This is a genomic window from Enterococcus sp. DIV0901a (assembly GCF_051711525.1).
In the GTDB taxonomy this organism is placed as follows: domain Bacteria; phylum Bacillota; class Bacilli; order Lactobacillales; family Enterococcaceae; genus Enterococcus_B; species Enterococcus_B faecium.
Genome location: NZ_JBIOMW010000001.1, coordinates 1,402,738 through 1,421,191, shown reverse-complemented (window position 1 = coordinate 1,421,191; position 18,454 = coordinate 1,402,738). Strand labels below are relative to the sequence as shown.

The window sequence follows — 18,454 nt, the reverse complement described above, 5'->3', positions numbered from 1 at the left end:
CATACTTGCTTTGTAGATGAATGACACGATATATGTTTGGTATGTTCTGCAAGACAGATGAATATGGAGGTGGAGACAATGTCTTCCAAAGAACTAACAATGTATTTAGAGAAAGAATTGGATCAACTGAAAGAAAAGGGGTTATACAATACGATCGACATACTAGAAAGTGAAAATGGTGCTTGTATCATCGTAGACGGAAAAAAGATGATCAATCTAGCATCCAACAATTATCTTGGATTTGCCAATCGCGAAGAATTGAAAAAAGCATGTATTGAAGCAACCGAAACTTATGGTGTAGGAGCAGGAGCAGTCCGAACGATCAATGGTTCGCTGAAAATCCATCAGCAATTAGAAGAAAAAATCGCAGAATTCAAAGGGACAGAAGCAGCAATCGCCTTTCAATCTGGATTCAACTGCAATATGGGCGCTATCTCTGCAGTAATGACAAAAGAAGATGCTATCTTATCGGATGAATTAAACCATGCATCTATTATTGACGGTTGCCGCTTATCCGGAGCAAAAATCATCCGAATTAAACATCAAGATATGAAAGACCTTGAGAAAAAAGCAAAGGAAGCGATAGAAAGTAAGAAATATAAAAAAATCATGTATATCACAGATGGTGTTTTCTCCATGGATGGAGACATTGCACGATTGCCGGAAATTATTCCGATTGTTGAAAAATATGGACTGATCACCTACGTTGATGATGCGCACGGCTCAGGCGTAACTGGAAAAGGTGCAGGAACCGTCAAGCATTTTGGATTAAGCGACAAAATCGATATGCAAATGGGCACGTTATCGAAAGCTATAGGTGTTGTTGGGGGTTATGTAGCTGGATCGAAAACACTAATCGACTGGTTGAAAGCTAGAAGTCGGCCATTCCTATTTTCTACCTCGCTAACTCCAGGTGCAGCTGCAGCTGCATTGGCTTCGATTACTTTGATGCAAGAACATCCGGAACTTGTCGAAAAAGTTTGGGAAAATGCTAATTATTTTAAAGAAGAATTGAAAAAAGTAGGCTATAACATCGGTATGTCTGAAACACCTATTACTCCAGTCATTTTGGGAGACGAAAAAGTGACTCAGACTTTCTCTAAGAAGCTGATCGAACATGGGATTTATGCTAAACCAATCGTTTATCCAACTGTGCCTCTTGGGACAGGCAGGATCAGAAATATGCCGACTGCGGAACATACGAGGGAAATGCTTGATGAAGCAGTAGCAGTTTATCAAAAAATAGGAAAAGAAATGGAAATTATTTAACTAAATTTAGTTTTTTCGTCTATTTAAAATTAGAGAACATGTTCACGCATATATTGTTAATCATCTGAAGATAGTAGTAAAAAAGATCAGGGAGGATCATCATGAAAAAAGTATTGGTGACAGGATGTTTAGGACAAATTGGTTCAGAGTTGATCACGCGGCTACGTCAAGAACTAGGCAGTGAAAATGTCATTGCGACAGATATACGCATGCCTGAAGTCATTGAGAAAAACGATATCTTTGAGATCCTAGATGTAATGGATTACGAAAAAATGCGCAGCATAGCAGAACAATATCAAGTGGACACATTGATTCATTTGGCTGCTCTTTTGTCAGCTGTTGCAGAAGCAAAACCACAATTAGCCTGGGATTTGAACGTGACTGGGCTGGTCAATGCATTGGAAGTCGCTAGAGAATTCCAGCTGAAATTTTTTACGCCAAGTTCAATCGGCGCGTTTGGTCCAAATACTCCAAAAGATCATACCCCACAAGATACTCTTCAGCGTCCTACAACCATGTATGGGGTAACGAAGGTAGCTGGAGAACTACTATGTGATTATTATTATGTGAAATATGGCGTAGATACTCGTGGTGTCCGTTTCCCTGGATTGATTTCTTATGCAACCTTGCCAGGAGGCGGTACGACAGACTACGCAGTCGATATTTATTATTCAGCAATCAAAGAAGGAAAGTACACTAGTTTCATTGATCAAGGTACATCAATGGATATGATGTATATGCCAGATGCGATCGATGCCATTATAAAACTCATGAATGCAGATCCTGATCGATTGGTTCATCGAAATGCCTTCAATATATCGGCGATGTCTTTTGACCCGGAAGAGATCAAAGCATCTATTCAAAAAATCATACCAGATTTTGAAATGGATTATGATGTGGATCCTGTACGTCAGTCAATAGCAGAATCTTGGCCAAATTCACTAGATGTTTCTTGTGCGCAAGAGGAATGGGGCTTTTCGCCGAAATACGACTTAGATGCTATGACAAAGGATATGTTGGAAAAACTGAAAGAAAAATTGGTAGAGACGGTATAAAACAAGAACAACATCCAAAAAGTTTTTTATACTTTTGGGATTGGCTATGGTATGAAAGGGGACAAGGGATGGAAGAATATCAAGCCACGCCAGTAAAAGAAGTAAAAATAGAAAATGAATTAAAACGTACGATGGGATTTTTTACTGCTTTATCGACTGTTATGGGCACAGTGATCGGTGCAGGGGTATTTTTTAAAGCCGCAAGCGTAGCAGAAGTTACAGGATCCGCCAGTTTGCATATGTTTTCTTGGTTTCTCGGTGGTATGATTTCTGTCTGTGCAGGACTAACAGGAGCTGAACTGGCAGCTGCTATTCCAGAAACAGGAGGGATGATTAAATATATCGAACGGATTTACGGAAATACAGCAGCTTTTTTATTGGGCTGGGCGCAAGTCGTGATTTATTTTCCAGCAAATGTAGCAGCCTTGTCGATCATTTTCGGTACACAGTTCGTCAATCTATTTGGTCTTTCCCAGTCAATGATTGTTCCCGTAGCTGTTACAGCTGCTGTATCGATCCTGCTGATCAATTTTTTAGGTTCTAAAGCTGGAGGGGCTTTTCAGTCGATTACGCTTGTCTGCAAGCTTATCCCTTTGTTTGTGATCGTCATTTTCGGTTTGTTCCGACAAGAAGGAGTAGACTTCCAACTGTTTCCGATCCAAGCAGGAGAAAATCTTTCATTTTTCTCAGCCTTGGGAGCGGGCTTGCTAGCAACGATGTTCGCATACGACGGTTGGATACACGTAGGAAATATTTCGGGAGAATTGAAAAAGCCGGCGAAAGATTTGCCAAAAGCAATTTCTTTAGGAATCATCGGAATCATGATCGTTTATTTATTAGTAAATGCGGTGTTCTTAAGAACCGCATCTATCGACGGAGTCGCAGGAAACAGCAATGCGGCAAGTGACGTTGCAAAAATGATTTTTGGCGGCTTCGGTGGAAGACTGGTCACAGTTGGTATCTTGATTTCTGTTTATGGAACCATCAATGGCTATACCCTTACTGGAATGCGTCTCCCTTATGTTATGGCAAAAGAAAACAACCTGCCTTTTAGCAAGCTCTTTGCTAAACTTCATGATAAAACTAAAGTTCCTGTAGCCGCAGGTATCTTAGAGCTAGTCATCGCTATTGGCATGATGATGATCGGTGGTTTTGATACACTAACGGATATGCTGATCTTTGTCATTTGGATTTTTTATACGATGGTCTTTGTTGGTGTCATTCTTCTTCGTAAAAAAGAACCTGATTTGTTTCGACCATACAAAGTTCCAATGTATCCGTTTATTCCACTAGTAGCAATCATTGGAGGGACTTTTATCGTATCAAGCACGCTTATCACTCAGACCTTTTTAGCTTCGATGGGGATAGTATTGACACTTGCTGGTATCCCGATTTATCTCTATTTAAAACGTAGATAGCTAAAACATTCGAATTTTATTAGAACTGCACTTCTCTGCCAAACAAAATATTTTATTTAAATGAGGAGTACGTGGAAGAAATGTCAAAAGTACTCGTTAATTTTGATCACGTAAATGTCGTTTTGTCTACGATGAAATAGCAAAGTAAAAGACAGAAATCGGGCTCAACCGATTTCTGCCTTTTACTTTGATTTGCGTAACTGAACTATTCGGCGTACGCCGCGATAAATATTTAATAAAACCAAGCAACCAGAAATGAAAATGGGAAGCCAAATCAGATAGACAGGGTAGCCAAGCACTTTAGACAAAGCATGTGGAGTCATTTTATCCATTTCAAGAAGTGCTTGCTGCCAAGTCTGAAGATTGAAGACTAGCATGAAACCCGAAATAATCAGGAGAATAAATCCTAAATAATGAATTGTAGTTCTTTTTCTTACATAAGCGATCGTAGCATAAAGGAACAGTAAAAAAATAGGTACGCCAAAAACAAAGTACATATTCAGCATCTCGACACCCCCTTTGTGTTTATCTTACTTTACTTTGAAAGAAATGAGAAATAATAGCCTCGTTACTTGCTTGAAACAGCAAAGGACTGCTAAGATAAGAGAGATACAAAGAATCAAGGAGGAGTCATATGGCAAGTTATATCGAACCGATTCGTTTTGCGCTGATTGTTTTTCCATTTTTAGCCTTAGCGATCTCATCTGTTTTTTTTATTTATGAATATCGAAAGTATGGAACATTTCTAGTAACAAGGGCAGTTATTTTGTATTCTTTCGTTTTTTATTTATTGTGTGCGTATTTTTTGGTGATCTTACCACTTCCGGCAAAGGAGACGGTTGCCCAAATGACAGGGCCAAAGATGGAGCTGCATTTATTTGCTTCATGGCAACATTTCAGAGACAACACGGTATTGGTCTTGTCTGAACCTAGTACCTACCTGCCGGCAATGAAGCAGAGTGTATTTTTGGAACCAGCTTTTAATGTTTTATTACTCATACCATTTGGCATTTATTTAAGATATTATTTCCGGCTTTCTTTTATGAAAACGATGATTGCTAGTTTCTGCCTTTCTCTATTTTTTGAATTGACGCAGCTAAGTGGACTTTATTTTATCTACCCAAGACCATACCGCTTATTTGATGTGAATGATTTAGTGACAAATACATTGGGTGGAATCATTGGTTTTGTCGTTACGCCGTTATTTACATTTATGCTTCCTACAAGAAGACGAATGGATGAACTTTCTTATGAAAAAGGAAAGACTGTCTCATTGACTCGACGCTTGGTCGCTTATTTGATCGACTGGACATTTTTATCTCTTATTAATTTGGTAGCGGCGATTTTCTTTAAACTTGCGTTCGATTCAGGGGCAGTTACTTCTCATATCTGGTGGCTTTTATTAGAAGTAGGGGTATACTTTATGATTGTACCGTTTATAACCAATGGATGGACACTTGGCAAAAAAATTGTGCGTATCCGTTTGGTGGAAGAAGACCGCGAACGAATTTCTTTAAAAGCATTGATGATCCGCTACGGGTATCTGTACTTTCTTTTTTATGGTTTAAGCTGGTTGGGGCAGTTGCTTCAGCAAATCATGAATTCGACAACGAATACGGTGTTGCAGATGAGTGCAGTATTCATTTCTCTCGGTGTCTTGTTACTACAAGGTATTTTTATTTTAAATATCTTGCTATCATTTTTGAGAAAAAAACGGATTCTGTTTTATGAAAAAGCTAGTCACACATATACTGTTAGCACGATTGGCCAAACAAAGGATGATGATTCTCGAAATTAGCTGAGCAAAAACGCTTTGTCTGTGTTATAATGCCAAAGTCGTGATAATTTAAAGAGAAGAGGTGCACGAATGAATAATTTTGATATATTCCGCTTCAAACCGTTTATCAATGAAGCGTTAACCGCAAAGGGCTTCAAACAGCCCACAGAGGTCCAGGAACGTTTGATTCCTTTAATTGCAAAAGGAAAAAATATCATTGGGCAATCTCAAACTGGTACAGGAAAAACACATACGTTTTTGTTGCCTTTGTTTGAAAAAATCAATGCAGAAAAAGAGGAAGTACAAGTTGTTATTACAGCTCCAAGTAGGGAACTAGCTGCACAGATCTATGAAGCAGCTACACAAATCGCTAAATTTTCTACACCGGAGATCCGTGTCTCGAATTTTGTCGGCGGTACAGACAAACAGCGTCAATTAAATCGTCTGCATCACCAACAGCCACAGGTTGTAGTAGGCACGCCTGGTAGAATATTAGACATGATGAATGAACAAGCGCTGAAGATTCACACCGCATTTGCATTTGTTGTCGATGAAGCGGATATGACATTGGATATGGGTTTTTTAAATGAAGTAGACCAAATTGCAAGTCGATTACCAGAAAAGCTGCAGTTTTTAGTTTTTTCTGCCACTATTCCAGAAAAACTTCGTCCATTCTTACGAAAATACATGGAAAATCCAATCATTGAAGAAATCAAACCAAAAGCAGTTATTTCTGAAGACATTGAAAATTGGCTGATTTCAACAAAAGGTAAAGATGAGAATCAAATGATTTATCAACTGCTGACAATTGGTCATCCTTATTTAGCAATCGTATTTGCCAATACAAAACAGCATGTGGATGAAATTGCCGATTACTTGAAAAACCAAGGCTTGAAAGTAGCAAAGATTCATGGAGACATCACCCCAAGAGAGAGAAAACGAGTGATGCGACAAGTACAGAATCTGGAGTATCAATATGTTGTAGCGACTGATTTAGCTGCTAGAGGGATCGATATCGAAGGTGTCTCTCATGTTATCAATGCAGAAATTCCAGAAGATCTAGACTTCTTTATCCATCGTGTCGGACGTACTGGACGTAATGGCTTAAAAGGAACGGCCATTACGTTATATTCGCCAAATGATGAGCAAGCCATTGATGCGATAGAAAAATTGGGCGTCTCATTTGAACCAAAAGAAATCAAAAACGGGGAAATCGTCAAAACATACGATCGTAATAGACGTGCCAAACGAGAAAAATCAAAAGATGTATTAGATCCCACGCTGATTGGTCTTGTGAAGAAGAAAAAGAAAAAGATCAAGCCTGGTTATAAGAAAAAAATCGATTGGGCAATTGCAGAAAAAAATAAAAAAGAACGCAAAATCGAACGCAGACAGCAAAGCCGTACTGCTCGTAAAAATAAGAAAAATTCACATAAATAAAAAACAAGAGGTTGTGACAAAAGGCGTGTCACAATCTCTTGTTTTTAAGCTAGACTTTTTTCCATTCCGATACAAAGTACTTCATCTTCAATAAAAGGTTCTGTGCAAGTATGATACCCTTGTTTTTCATAAAAATCTACAGCCGTCATTTCAGCTACTACATAACTAGTCTGACAACCTTCTGAAACCGCCCGTTTTTCAGCAGCTTCAAGCAACTGACCGCCTAACCCTTTTCCTCGGTATTCTTTTGCTACGCAAAATCGTTCCGGCTTGAAGCAAGTAGGTGTTTTCTTTTCATAACGCAAAGTAGCTACTGGTCTTTTTTGATCAAGAAATAGATAATAGGTTTGTTGCGGGATATCTTTTCCGTCGAATTCTAGTTCTGCAGGAATCCCTTGTTCTAATACAAAAACTTGATATCTCAAAAAGCAGCTAGCTGCGCGTATCCATTCATCCGCTCCAACTATTTTTTTCATCATATTCCTCCTTGTCATGAATAGCAGAGATGTATTGATTCCTTTATTCTTATCGTACCAAAAATCGTGGAGTATGACCAAAAGGAAATGAAAATAAAAATTGAGATATTGACAGTGATCAATAGAATGCGTATACTAATTAAGTACGAAAAGGATATGATTTGTTTTTTAAGACTCACAGAAAATTCTTTCTTGGCTGAAAAAAGAATAGTCACTAATCAAATTGCTCCCTTTTTCTATTTTGGTAGAAATACCGACGCAGCTCAGCGTTATCGAGTTTAAGAGGTAATGATTACACATCATTGCAATCAAGGTGGTACCGCGAGTTTTCGTCCTTGGCTGTGATGGTGTTTTTTTGTATTTAATTTATAGAAAGCAGGTAATGACATGAAACAATTAAGTAGTGCACAAGTTCGACAAATGTTTCTTGATTTCTTCCAATCTAAAGGACATACGATTGAACCTAGTGCGTCTTTGATCCCCGTGAACGATCCAACCTTATTGTGGATCAACTCTGGTGTTGCAACATTGAAAAAATATTTTGATGGTTCAGTTGTGCCAGAAAATCCAAGAATCACAAATGCCCAAAAATCTATTCGAACAAATGATATCGAAAATGTCGGTAAAACAGCACGGCACCATACGATGTTTGAGATGCTGGGTAATTTTTCGATTGGTGACTATTTCAAAAATGAAGCCATCCACTGGGCATGGGAATTTTTGACTGATCCAAAATGGATGGCATTCGATCCAGAAAAACTTTATGTAACAGTTTATCCAAAAGATACAGAAGCAAAACGCATCTGGCATGAAGAAGTTGGCCTGCCACTAGATCACATTATTGATGTAGAAGACAACTTCTGGGATATCGGTGCAGGCCCATGTGGTCCGGATACGGAAATTTTCTATGACCGTGGAGAAGCTTATAACGATTTAGCAGAAGACGATCCTGAAAACTATCCAGGAGGAGAAAATGAACGTTATTTAGAAATCTGGAACTTAGTATTTTCAGAATTCAACCATAAGCCTGATAACACATTTGAACCACTTCCTCATAAAAACATTGATACGGGGATGGGATTGGAACGCATGGTCTCAATCGTTCAAGATGCGCCAACGAACTTTGAGACAGACTTGTTTATGCCTATTATCCACGCCGTAGAAAAGCTAAGCAAACAAGTAAAATATGGTGAAAACCCAGTAACAGATATTTCTTACAAAGTAATCGCAGATCATATTCGCGCCCTTTCATTTGCTATTGGCGACGGTGCATTGCCATCGAATGAAGGGAGAGGGTATGTCTTACGCCGTTTGCTTCGTCGTGCTGTCATGCATGGGAAAAAATTAGGTATTGAACAAGCATTCTTATATCGTTTAGTCCCTGTTGTTGGGGAAATCATGGTAAGTTATTATCCTGAAGTACTTCAACAAAAAGAATTTATTGAAAAAGTTATCCGTACAGAAGAAGAACGTTTCAATGAAACAATCAATGAAGGTTTGGAAATCTTAAATCAAGTGATCCAAGAAGTAAAAAACGAAAACGGGACGACTCTAGCAGGAAAAGACATCTTCAAACTATACGACACATATGGCTTCCCGGTAGAATTAACGGAAGAGGTGGCAGAAGATGAAGGACTGAAAGTTGATCATGCTGGTTTTGAAAAAGAAATGGATGCACAACGCGAACGTGCTCGCTCTGCCCGCAGTACTGAAAAATCAATGGGGGTACAATCTGCTTTATTGACAGATATCAAAGTAGAAAGTAAATTCATTGGATACACAGAACAAGAATCAGATAGTCAATTATTGGTCATCGTTAAAGGTGAGTCTCTTTTGAATGAAGTCGCAGAAGGTGAAGCTCAAATGATCTTTGATCAAACACCTTTCTATGCAGAAATGGGTGGGCAAGTAGCGGATCAAGGATGGATCATGAATGAAGTAGGCGAAATCGTAGCAGTTGTTACAGATGTTCAAAAAGCGCCTAATGGTCAATTTATGCACACCGTAGAAGTAAAAGCACCAATGAGTGAAGGACAAACCTATCATCTATTGATCGATCAATCGATGCGCAATCGGATCATCAAAAACCATACAGCAACCCATCTACTGCACAAGGCATTGAAAGAAGTACTTGGCGAGCATGCAAATCAAGCTGGTTCTTTAGTCGCTCCTGGACATTTACGATTCGACTTTACCCACTTTGGTCAAATCACTTCAGATGAATTAGCTGAAATGGAAAGAATCGTCAACGAAAAAATCTGGGAAGCTATCCCAGTTGAAACAATTGAAACAGATATCGATACAGCCAAAAACATGGGTGCAATGGCTTTGTTTGGTGAAAAATACGGACATGACGTTCGAGTAGTAAATATTGGCGGCTGGTCAATCGAACTGTGCGGAGGCACACATGTAGCAAATACAGAAAACATCGGAATCTTCAAAATCGTTTCTGAATCAGGAATTGGTGCAGGCGTGCGACGAATCGAGGCTGTAACAAGTAAAGAAGCGTACGAACTACTTGAAGAAGAAGAAAAACAACTAAAACAAGTAGCAACAATTGTTAAATCACCTCAATTGAAAGAAGTTGTTTCAAAAGCGGAACAATTGCAACAGCAAGTAAGAGAGCTACAAAAGGAAAATGAACAATTAGCTAGCAAATTAGCGAATCAACAAGCTGGTGATGTATTCAAAGATCCAGAAACGATCAATGGAAAAACAATCATTGCAGCACAAGTAAAAGTGAAAGATATGAATCAGCTGCGTCAATTAGCTGACCAATGGAAACAAAAAAATATTTCAGATATTCTTGTTTTAGCAAACGAACAAGAAGGAAAAGTCAGTCTGCTAGCGGCAATGACGAAAGAATCAAATGAAGCTGGACTAAAAGCTGGCGACTTGATTAAAGCAATCGCACCGAAAGTAGGCGGTGGCGGTGGTGGACGTCCAGACATGGCACAAGCTGGCGGGAAAAATCCTGCTGGTATTCCAGATGCACTTAAAGCTGCGAAAGAATGGGTTGCGCAACAATAGGGCGTTTACGTTTGACAGAAAAACAAAAGTTCAAACATTGAACGAAACATGATTATGGGGGCGAAGACAAACAAGTCTTGCCCTCATACTTTTTTCAATTGGCTGGCGCATCTAATCAAATGGTCGGATTCGGATGGTCTTTAGTTGACGAAAGTGACAGAAATTTTTACGATTAGTATAAATAAAAAGGGGTGAAAAAATGAATAGTAGAAATAAGACCTTTCGACTAGTCTTACGTGCGATCTTGTTAGCAATCATCATCGTACAAGCGATGGTTCCTTGGCTGGGGTTTATTCCATTAGGATTCATTAGTTTAACAATTATCCATATCACAGTAATTATTGCTGCAGTAGTATTAGGCCCAAAAGATGGCATGGTGATTGGCTTGTTTTGGGGAATCGCTACAATTGTTCGTGCCTATGCCATGCCAACAACGCCATTTGATACATTAGTGTTCACGAATCCGATTATCTCGGTAGTTCCCAGAGTACTTGTTGGCTTAGTAGCAGGCTTGGTTTTCCACTGGATTTATCAAAAAAATAAATCAATAACGATCAGCTCAGCCTTTGCAGGGGTACTGGGTTCATTGGTCAATACAGTCTTAGTGTTAGGATTCATGGGATTATTTTATACAGGTGCAACGGCAGATGCCTATGGTGTAGATTCTGCTCTTTTATTTAAAACCTTAGCAGGGGTTGCAGCAATCAATGGGATACCAGAAGCAATAGGTGCGGGAATCATAACACCATTACTAGCAAAAGCGTTATTTGCAGCAACACCGTTGAAACCAGAATAATGACCATCTTTTAATAGTAATAGGACGCACGATAGATAGAAAAAGGAAGAGAGGAGAGGAAAACAATCGTCCTCTCCATCTTTTTACCTGAGCAACAAGCAAACTAGAAGGGGTAAAAAACTTGGCTAAGAAACAAGAAGAAAAAAAGAAACAAATACCGCAACAGCGGACAAAAAAAGGAGTACTAGCGGGTATCTTAGGATTGGTTACGAATCTGATCTTGTTTGTCTCTAAGCTAATGATCGGGCTTTTTTCAGGAAGTGTCTCCATTATGGCTGATGCAGTGAACAGTCTATCAGATACTGCTTCATCCATATTGACTTTGATCGGATTTAAAATTGCTGCAAAGCCAGCAGATCAGGAACATCCTTATGGACACGAACGCTTCGAATATATCAGTGGGTTATTTGTTTCGATCATCATTACTTATGTAGGATTTCAATTTTTAGAGTCTTCTGCTGAAAAAATCATCCATCCAGAAAATGTCTCTTTAACACCCATCGTCTTTTTTGTCCTAATCATTTCCATCTTTTTGAAATTTGCACAAGGCAAAATGTATCAGGTTATTGCGCAATCCATTGATTCTGAAACATTGAGAGCTACAGCAACAGATAGTTATAATGATGTCTTTACTACACTGGCTGTATTGCTTTCAGCAGCAATCGAATGGGTAACTGGATGGCGTATTGATGGATATATAGGTTTTGCTTTAGCATTATATATCCTTTATAGTGGATTGACGATGCTTCGAAATTTTGTATACGAACTATTAGGAAGTCGCCCAACGCCAGCAGAGATTGAAGAAATGGAAGAGCATTTAAATGCTTGCGATGATATACTTGGCTATCATGATTTATTGGTGCATAACTATGGACCCAATAAACGCTTTGCATCAGTCCACATCGAAGTAGATGAATCAATGAATTTGAATGTGGCTCATAAGATTATTGATCTGATAGAAAAAGACTTTAAAAAGTCTTTGGATGTGGAACTTGTCTGTCACTTGGATCCAATGCCTGTTGATAACGAAAAATACTATAATATCTTGCGGCAGTTAAAGCAAATTCTTCTTGAAACAGGTACAGGGCTTAATATTCATGATTTTAGAGTAATTCATCAAGGAAAAACGCTGCAATTTGATGTAGTGGTCCCTGAGAAATTCCAGTTTGTTGATACAGAACTAGAAAGAATCTTACGTAGTCAAATAGAAGAAAAAATCGGAGATTACCAATTGGAAATTACGTTTGATCACAATTATCTTTTATATTAAATGAGAAACTATAAAAAGACTCCTTAAAGTTTTTAATTTAAAGAGTCTTTTTTTCTTTTAATTGTTTATGGAGAGCCTGACGTGCAAGATTATCTGCTCCTTTATTTTTGTTTTCGGGCAACCATTGCAGGATCAATAAAGAAAATTCGGATAGAAGTTCTTGGATTCTTTGAAGGTAGGGAAGGAAGAGCTCGTTCTTCGTTGCGTTTTTGTCGACCGTAGAAACTAGTGTTTTGCTGTCTGAAAAACAGAAAATCGTTTCATTCTGTAAGTCGTTTTTCTTTAGAAATTCTAAAGTTTTTAAAAAGACTTCGAACTCTGCTTGATGGTTTGTCCCTATAGAAAGCGGGATAGATAGCTGTTCTTGTTTACCTTGATAGACAATCAAGATTCCACCTCCACTAGGACCAGGGTTGCCTTTTGTAGAGGCATCAATGTATACTTTTAACATAAAAAGAGATTCTCCTTTTTGTTCAAACTAATGTTATGGTAAGATTATATCATTACTGAATCGGTGAGAGGTTAGAGAATGAAAAAAAATATTCGATGGCAGCCTGAACTGGCACATACGATCATCTATTGGTCATTGACCTTGATCATTCTGTTTTTTAGTCTGATTCTTTCTTTAGAAAACACAGGTCCTTATTGGAAAAGCAATTTTGTTTTAGGTATTTTTCTTGTTTTTCTATTTCTAGGTTTGCGGCGTTCTTTTATTTTAAAATCAAACTCTGTGATTATACGTTATGCTGCTTTTTGGAAAGACCGAGAAATATCTGTCGGACAGATTCGATCTTTGACGCCAACTAATACTGGGGTGCAAATGATGTTGCAAGATGAGAAAGCCCCATCTGTTTTCATGATGCGAAAAAAAGATCAAGTAGTCCTTTTTGATCATTTTGAAAAAAACGGACCCAAATCAGAATCAATTCCTTATCCTTATACGAAAAAAAGAAAAAGCTAATTTTAAAAATCAGAACCTAAAAAAACGAATTTTTACAGGAAAAGAAAAGAGTGAGACGTACGGTTCATCCCGTTTAGCGTCTCACTCTATTTGTTTATCTATTCATGCATACTAGTATCGGTAGTCTGAACGTTGCCTTTCTTGACATGGGCAGCTTGTGTTCCTCGATTCCCTTCGATGATCTCAAATTCGACCACTTGATTTTCTTCCAAAGTTTTGAATCCCTCTTCTTCAATCGCAGTAAAATGTACAAAAATTTCTTCTGTGTCATCATAACTGATAAAGCCGTATCCTTTTTTGTTGTCAAACCATTTTACAATTCCTGTGGTCAAAGCACTCACGACCTTTCTAAAGTCTGATCATAGCCTTCATTATAAAGAGTATTTATAAGTACGTCAAATAAATTAAAAACCTGTAATTTTATGTTTTTTTTCTGAATAAAAAAAGGTATAATTGGCATATCTTAACAAAGAAGATATTTTGTTGAATAAAGTTCGTGAAAAGGGGTAATCAAATGAAGAATGATCTGCAAATTTCACAAGAAACAGAGCTAGAACCGATTGTTGAAGTGGCTAGTAAATTAGATCTTAAGGAAGACGATTTGGAACTGTATGGGAAATATAAGGCGAAAATCAATTTTTCTGGAATCAATCGATCAAAGGATAACGCTGAGGGGCATTTGATCTTAGTTACTTCCATCAATCCAACACCAGCTGGCGAAGGAAAGTCAACGATCACTGTAGGGTTAGGAGACGCGCTCAATAAAATCAATAAAAAATCTGTTATTGCATTGCGAGAACCCTCACTTGGTCCTGTGATGGGAATCAAAGGTGGTGCTGCAGGCGGAGGATATGCACAGGTATTGCCTATGGAAGATATCAACTTGCATTTTACTGGTGACATGCATGCTATCACAACAGCTAATAATGCATTATCTGCTCTTTTAGATAATCATATTCATCAAGGAAATGAATTGAACATCGATGCCCGCCGAGTGATTTGGAAACGGGTAGTCGATCTCAATGATCGTGAACTGCGTAAAGTAATTGTTGGCTTGGGTGGGCCAATCCAAGGTGTTCCAAGAGAAGATGGGTTTGATATCACAGTTGCCAGCGAAATCATGGCTATCTTGTGTCTTGCGGCAGACCTTGAAGATTTAAAGGCTCGTCTTGCAAGGATCGTTGTCGGCTATACATTTGACCGTCAGCCTGTGACTGCTGGAGACTTGAAAGCAGAAGGCGCTCTGGCATTACTGCTGAAAGATGCAATCAAGCCGAATCTTGTACAAACAATTTACGGAACACCAGCTTTTGTCCACGGGGGACCGTTTGCCAATATCGCTCATGGCTGCAATAGTATTTTAGCTACCAAGACAGCATTGAGATTAGCAGATTACGTTGTCACAGAGGCAGGATTTGGTGCAGATCTTGGCGGAGAGAAATTTTTAGATATCAAAGTACCTAACTTGAAAAAAGCGCCGGATGCTGTGGTGATTGTCGCCACTGTCCGTGCATTGAAAATGCATGGCGGAATGAAAAAAGATGAACTTAAAAATGAGAATCTTGATGCTTTGAAAGTAGGTTTTGCAAATTTAAAGCGCCATATACGTAATATGGAACAATATCAGCTACCTGTGATCGTCGCAATCAATGAATTCGTAACAGATACAGACAATGAACTCACACTGTTGGAGCACTTGTGTGAAAATCAGGGGATTCTTGCCAAGAGAGCGAGTGTATGGGCAGATGGAGCAGAAGGCGGCGTTGATTTAGCAAAAGCTGTAGTACGATTGATTGATAGAAAAGAAGCTAATTACAAGCCATTATACCGCCTAGAAGAAACGATACAAGAAAAGACAGAAACAATCGTCAAGAAAATTTACGGAGGAAATGGTGTTGTTTTCAGCAAAAAAGCGCAAAAACAAATAGAAGAGTTTACGAAGAATGGATGGGACAAACTGCCGATTTGTATGGCAAAAACACAGTATTCATTTTCTGATGATCCTTCACTGCTAGGTGCACCGGAAGATTTCACCATCACGATCCGCGAAATCATCCCAAAATTAGGGGCAGGATTTTTAGTAGCCTTGACTGGAGATGTTATGACGATGCCTGGTTTGCCTAAAAAACCTGCTGCATTGAATATGGACGTGACAAATGACGGAGAAGTGTTGGGATTGTTTTAAGCTTGATTATAATCTACCATCGAAGGAGCTGTATTTTGACTACAGCTTCTTTTTTTAGACGATAGGGAATTAATTTTGTTTACACTAGGATCATTCTTTTTCTTTATTGTATTTTGAGCTATACTAAAGCATAATAGGAGGGTATGATGAAAACGACATTTATAAGAAAAACCGGTTTTTACGGTATGGGTAGCTCGATTCAATTAAGAATCAACAATGAAAAACGCAGTGTTCTCAGTCATGAACAAAAGATAACGCTTGATCTGGAAGTGCCCTTTACGATGCAGGTCACCTTTTATTGGCTAAAAAGCCCCGTTTATACAGTGAAAGAAGCAAAGCCTGCTTATGTGATCACAATGAATTACTTGATTCTTCAAATCTATCCGTTTTTATTTCTAGCAACTGGGTTGGGGGCCGTTTTCCTACAAAATTTATTTTTCAGTTTTTTTGCAGTTATTGTGTTGATTGCGTTCTTTTTCTATATAAAAAACCGGGCATATTTGATCAAGGAGGAAAGTTATGGCAAACTCTGATCTTTTTTTAATCAGTTTCAATCGAATCGAAAAATGGATGAGAGACGAGATGGGAAATGCACGAAATATGGGATTTACCGAACTTGTCAGACGCCTAGCTCAAAGAAAACAATTAATGATCAGAAAATACGAAGATGATCTTTTACAGCTTGCTCAGTTAAGGAATGCGATCGTCCATGATCGGATCGCAGTCGATTTTGTCATTGCAGAGCCAAATGATTGGACAGTCAAGCGAATCCAGCTGATCGAACAAGAACTGATTCAGCCTGAAACCGTGCTGCCTCGATTTGCAAAACGTGTAACAGGTTTTGAACAAGATCTTCCGTTACTTGAACTGTTAAAGATAGTAGCAGAAAAAAGGTATTCACAATTTCCGTTATACAATAAAGGAAAATTTGTAGCATTGATTACTTTACGTAATATCGGGTTTTGGCTAGCAAAAGAAAGCCAAAAAGGTCCGGTTGATTTAACAAATAAACGAGCGTTGGATTTGATCATCCAAAACGGAAAGTACACAAATTATCATTTTGTTCCAGCTAAAACACATATTTACGAGGTTGAAGCGATGTTTCGTGAGCAAGGGACTTTGGAAGCCGTACTTATCACTAAAGATGGGAATCCCGATGGTAATCTGCTCGGGATCGTACGACCTCGTGATATTTATAAACAAATAGAAAAGGATTGATTTTTTGTTAATTATTTATTGGATATTCAGCGCTTTGCTAGTAGGAGTGGATCAGTTGGTCAAATGGTGGATCACTGATAATCTAGCGCTTGGAGAGACGAAAAATCTTATACCAGGTATTTTGTCACTGAATCATATTCGAAACACTGGAGCCGCATGGAGTATGCTAGAAGGGAAGATGTGGTTCTTTACTATAGTGACACTCATTGCAGTCGTTGTGATTCTCACATTGATGATTAAAAATCGTGAAAAAGGTAATCGCTGGTTCATGATTGGATTGAGTTTGATTCTAGCTGGTGCGATTGGCAATTTTATCGACCGTATTCGTCTTGGCTATGTAGTAGATATGTTCCAGACAGATTTTATGAGCTTTCCGATTTTTAACGTAGCAGATGTGACACTTGTATGTGGAGTGATTTGTATATTAATTTATATTATTTTAGATGAAAAGGATCAAAGAAAAAAATGACAGAACTTAAAACGACGATTCACCATGAATCTGGTAGGATCGATAAAGTATTGACTAATTTATTCACCGATTACAGTCGTTCGCAAATTCAGCTGTGGCTGAAAAATGGAGCGGTTTCTGTCAATGGACAGCCAGTCAAAGCAAATTACAAAGTAAAACAAGGAGACGAGATTACTGTCTTGATCCCCGAACCAGAAACATTAGATGTGGTCCCAGAAAATATCCCGTTGACGATCGTTTACGAAGATGAAGATGTAGCGGTGATAAACAAACCTCAAGGAATGGTCGTTCATCCTTCAGCAGGTCATACGCATGGCACAATGGTCAATGCGCTGATGTACCATATCAAGGATCTTTCTACGATCAACGGCGTTATTCGTCCAGGTATTGTTCACCGAATCGACAAAGATACTTCCGGACTGCTAATGGTTGCCAAAAATGACCAGGCACACGAATCATTAGCTCAGCAATTAAAAGATAAGACCTCTTTGCGCAAATATGTTGCTTTAGTCCATGGAGAGATTCCTCACGAAAAAGGAACCATCAATGCGCCAATCGGCCGTTCGAAGGAAAACCGGAAAATGCAGGCGATAAGAGAAGATGGGAAGTCGGCTGTCACACATTTTACTGTATTGGAACGTTTCGAAGGATTTACTCTGGTTGAATTAAAACTAGAAACCGGAAGAACACACCAGATCCGTGTGCATATGAAGTATATCGGTTATCCGTTAGCTGGAGATCCAGTATACGGACCGAAGAAAACTTTGAAAGGCAATGGTCAGTTTCTCCATGCGCAAATGTTAGGTTTTACGCACCCGACTACAAACGAAAAGATGATCTTTGAAGCACCTCTTCCAGAAGTTTTTGAAAAAACTTTAGAAAAATTAAGAAAAAACATTGCATTTTAATTTAGATAACGGTATAGTAATTAACAACGAAAGCATAAAACTTAATAGAATTCCTTTAAGTTTAGTCCCGTGAGGCTAAGAAGGGTGGGAGCAAGGATACGTATGGTGCGCCATAAGTAGATTGCTCATTGACATAGTATAGCTATCAGTGTATCAGTATACGCTCAGTCTAAACATTCCTC

General features: G+C 38.6%; 18 protein-coding genes. 14 read left to right on the top strand and 4 right to left on the bottom strand.

The window, feature by feature from the left end; all coding sequences use genetic code 11:
- Window positions 1–78: 78 nt before the first annotated feature.
- The 3 genes from IGL70_RS06780 (at window position 79) to IGL70_RS06770 (ending at window position 3,742) form a co-directional block, all read left to right on the top strand.
- Window positions 79–1,269: a glycine C-acetyltransferase gene (locus IGL70_RS06780; protein WP_002289186.1), complete on the top strand. Its 1,191-nt coding sequence runs from the start codon at window positions 79–81 to the stop codon at window positions 1,267–1,269.
- 101 nt (window positions 1,270–1,370) lie between these two features.
- The gene (locus IGL70_RS06775) at window positions 1,371–2,324 is read left to right on the top strand and encodes an L-threonine 3-dehydrogenase (protein WP_002299699.1); all 954 of its coding nucleotides are present in this window, start codon (window positions 1,371–1,373) and stop codon (window positions 2,322–2,324) included.
- A 68-nt stretch (window positions 2,325–2,392) separates the two neighbouring features.
- Window positions 2,393–3,742, top strand: coding sequence for an APC family permease (locus IGL70_RS06770; RefSeq protein ID WP_002296108.1), 1,350 nt, complete (start codon window positions 2,393–2,395; stop codon window positions 3,740–3,742).
- Between the two features lie 182 nt (window positions 3,743–3,924).
- Here IGL70_RS06770 and IGL70_RS06765 read toward each other — a convergent pair whose 3' ends face one another.
- Window positions 3,925–4,248: a hypothetical protein gene (locus IGL70_RS06765; RefSeq protein ID WP_002289192.1), complete on the bottom strand. Its 324-nt coding sequence runs from the start codon at window positions 4,246–4,248 to the stop codon at window positions 3,925–3,927.
- A 128-nt stretch (window positions 4,249–4,376) separates the two neighbouring features.
- Here IGL70_RS06765 and IGL70_RS06760 point away from each other — a divergent pair, with 128 nt between their 5' ends.
- Together IGL70_RS06760 and IGL70_RS06755 are read left to right on the top strand one after the other, a co-directional pair.
- Window positions 4,377–5,540 carry a VanZ family protein gene (locus IGL70_RS06760; RefSeq protein WP_010728373.1) on the top strand — a complete coding sequence of 388 codons (1,164 nt, stop codon included), beginning with the start codon at window positions 4,377–4,379 and terminating at the stop codon, window positions 5,538–5,540.
- 69 nt (window positions 5,541–5,609) lie between these two features.
- Complete coding sequence (locus IGL70_RS06755; protein WP_002289190.1) at window positions 5,610–6,959, top strand: DEAD/DEAH box helicase; 1,350 nt, start codon at window positions 5,610–5,612, stop codon at window positions 6,957–6,959.
- A 44-nt stretch (window positions 6,960–7,003) separates the two neighbouring features.
- Here the strand turns inward: IGL70_RS06755 and IGL70_RS06750 are convergent, their stop codons facing one another.
- Window positions 7,004–7,435, bottom strand: coding sequence for a GNAT family N-acetyltransferase (locus IGL70_RS06750; RefSeq protein WP_002295842.1), 432 nt, complete (start codon window positions 7,433–7,435; stop codon window positions 7,004–7,006).
- Between the two features lie 387 nt (window positions 7,436–7,822).
- Here IGL70_RS06750 and alaS point away from each other — a divergent pair, with 387 nt between their 5' ends.
- The 3 genes from alaS to IGL70_RS06735 all read left to right on the top strand — a co-directional run bounded on the left by alaS (window position 7,823) and on the right by IGL70_RS06735 (window position 12,531).
- Window positions 7,823–10,465 carry an alanine--tRNA ligase gene (gene alaS / locus IGL70_RS06745; RefSeq protein WP_002299704.1) on the top strand — a complete coding sequence of 881 codons (2,643 nt, stop codon included), beginning with the start codon at window positions 7,823–7,825 and terminating at the stop codon, window positions 10,463–10,465.
- A 199-nt stretch (window positions 10,466–10,664) separates the two neighbouring features.
- Entirely contained in the window at window positions 10,665–11,261 is a 597-nt protein-coding gene (locus IGL70_RS06740) for an ECF transporter S component (protein WP_002295844.1), read from the top strand.
- A gap of 121 nt (window positions 11,262–11,382) precedes the next feature.
- Entirely contained in the window at window positions 11,383–12,531 is a 1,149-nt protein-coding gene (locus IGL70_RS06735; RefSeq protein WP_002295845.1) for a cation diffusion facilitator family transporter, read from the top strand.
- Between the two features lie 37 nt (window positions 12,532–12,568).
- On the opposite strand, the gene IGL70_RS06730 is transcribed toward IGL70_RS06735, so the two are convergent.
- Complete coding sequence (locus tag IGL70_RS06730) at window positions 12,569–12,982, bottom strand: ribonuclease HI family protein (RefSeq protein WP_002295847.1); 414 nt, start codon at window positions 12,980–12,982, stop codon at window positions 12,569–12,571.
- A gap of 78 nt (window positions 12,983–13,060) precedes the next feature.
- Here IGL70_RS06730 and IGL70_RS06725 point away from each other — a divergent pair, with 78 nt between their 5' ends.
- Window positions 13,061–13,492, top strand: a complete 432-nt coding sequence (locus IGL70_RS06725) for an EbsA family protein (protein WP_002295850.1) — start codon at window positions 13,061–13,063, stop codon at window positions 13,490–13,492.
- A 98-nt stretch (window positions 13,493–13,590) separates the two neighbouring features.
- Here IGL70_RS06725 and IGL70_RS06720 read toward each other — a convergent pair whose 3' ends face one another.
- Window positions 13,591–13,824: a cold-shock protein gene (locus tag IGL70_RS06720; RefSeq protein ID WP_002303804.1), complete on the bottom strand. Its 234-nt coding sequence runs from the start codon at window positions 13,822–13,824 to the stop codon at window positions 13,591–13,593.
- A gap of 182 nt (window positions 13,825–14,006) precedes the next feature.
- On the opposite strand from IGL70_RS06720, the gene IGL70_RS06715 reads away from it, so the two are divergent.
- The 5 genes from IGL70_RS06715 to IGL70_RS06695 all read left to right on the top strand — a co-directional run bounded on the left by IGL70_RS06715 (window position 14,007) and on the right by IGL70_RS06695 (window position 18,272).
- On the top strand, window positions 14,007–15,677 hold the full coding sequence (locus IGL70_RS06715) for a formate--tetrahydrofolate ligase (protein WP_002295854.1): 1,671 nt from the start codon (window positions 14,007–14,009) through the stop codon (window positions 15,675–15,677).
- A gap of 146 nt (window positions 15,678–15,823) precedes the next feature.
- Window positions 15,824–16,210, top strand: a complete 387-nt coding sequence (locus tag IGL70_RS06710) for a hypothetical protein (protein ID WP_104873667.1) — start codon at window positions 15,824–15,826, stop codon at window positions 16,208–16,210.
- Window positions 16,197–16,895, top strand: coding sequence for a CBS domain-containing protein (locus tag IGL70_RS06705; RefSeq protein ID WP_002295857.1), 699 nt, complete (start codon window positions 16,197–16,199; stop codon window positions 16,893–16,895). The genes IGL70_RS06710 and IGL70_RS06705 overlap by 14 nt, the downstream gene beginning before the upstream one ends.
- A gap of 4 nt (window positions 16,896–16,899) precedes the next feature.
- Window positions 16,900–17,364 carry a signal peptidase II gene (lspA, locus tag IGL70_RS06700; protein ID WP_002306762.1) on the top strand — a complete coding sequence of 155 codons (465 nt, stop codon included), beginning with the start codon at window positions 16,900–16,902 and terminating at the stop codon, window positions 17,362–17,364.
- Window positions 17,361–18,272, top strand: coding sequence for an RluA family pseudouridine synthase (locus IGL70_RS06695; RefSeq protein WP_002295861.1), 912 nt, complete (start codon window positions 17,361–17,363; stop codon window positions 18,270–18,272). Before lspA ends, IGL70_RS06695 begins: the two co-directional genes overlap by 4 nt.
- The last annotated feature ends 182 nt before the right edge of the window (window positions 18,273–18,454 follow it).

Excerpts from the sequence above, each read along its gene's own strand:
- alaS (WP_002299704.1), top strand. The coding sequence starts at position 7,823 with ATGAAACAATTAAGTAGTGCACAAGTTCGACAAATGTTTCTTGATTTC.
- IGL70_RS06770 (WP_002296108.1), top strand. The coding sequence starts at position 2,393 with ATGGAAGAATATCAAGCCACGCCAGTAAAAGAAGTAAAAATAGAAAAT.
- IGL70_RS06730 (WP_002295847.1), bottom strand. The coding sequence starts at position 12,982 with ATGTTAAAAGTATACATTGATGCCTCTACAAAAGGCAACCCTGGTCCT.
- IGL70_RS06765 (WP_002289192.1), bottom strand. The coding sequence starts at position 4,248 with ATGCTGAATATGTACTTTGTTTTTGGCGTACCTATTTTTTTACTGTTC.
- IGL70_RS06760 (WP_010728373.1), top strand. The coding sequence starts at position 4,377 with ATGGCAAGTTATATCGAACCGATTCGTTTTGCGCTGATTGTTTTTCCA.
- IGL70_RS06705 (WP_002295857.1), top strand. The coding sequence starts at position 16,197 with ATGGCAAACTCTGATCTTTTTTTAATCAGTTTCAATCGAATCGAAAAA.
- IGL70_RS06725 (WP_002295850.1), top strand. The coding sequence starts at position 13,061 with ATGAAAAAAAATATTCGATGGCAGCCTGAACTGGCACATACGATCATC.
- IGL70_RS06695 (WP_002295861.1), top strand. The coding sequence starts at position 17,361 with ATGACAGAACTTAAAACGACGATTCACCATGAATCTGGTAGGATCGAT.
- IGL70_RS06780 (WP_002289186.1), top strand. The coding sequence starts at position 79 with ATGTCTTCCAAAGAACTAACAATGTATTTAGAGAAAGAATTGGATCAA.
- IGL70_RS06775 (WP_002299699.1), top strand. The coding sequence starts at position 1,371 with ATGAAAAAAGTATTGGTGACAGGATGTTTAGGACAAATTGGTTCAGAG.
- IGL70_RS06750 (WP_002295842.1), bottom strand. The coding sequence starts at position 7,435 with ATGAAAAAAATAGTTGGAGCGGATGAATGGATACGCGCAGCTAGCTGC.
- IGL70_RS06740 (WP_002295844.1), top strand. The coding sequence starts at position 10,665 with ATGAATAGTAGAAATAAGACCTTTCGACTAGTCTTACGTGCGATCTTG.
- IGL70_RS06755 (WP_002289190.1), top strand. The coding sequence starts at position 5,610 with ATGAATAATTTTGATATATTCCGCTTCAAACCGTTTATCAATGAAGCG.
- IGL70_RS06710 (WP_104873667.1), top strand. The coding sequence starts at position 15,824 with ATGAAAACGACATTTATAAGAAAAACCGGTTTTTACGGTATGGGTAGC.
- IGL70_RS06715 (WP_002295854.1), top strand. The coding sequence starts at position 14,007 with ATGAAGAATGATCTGCAAATTTCACAAGAAACAGAGCTAGAACCGATT.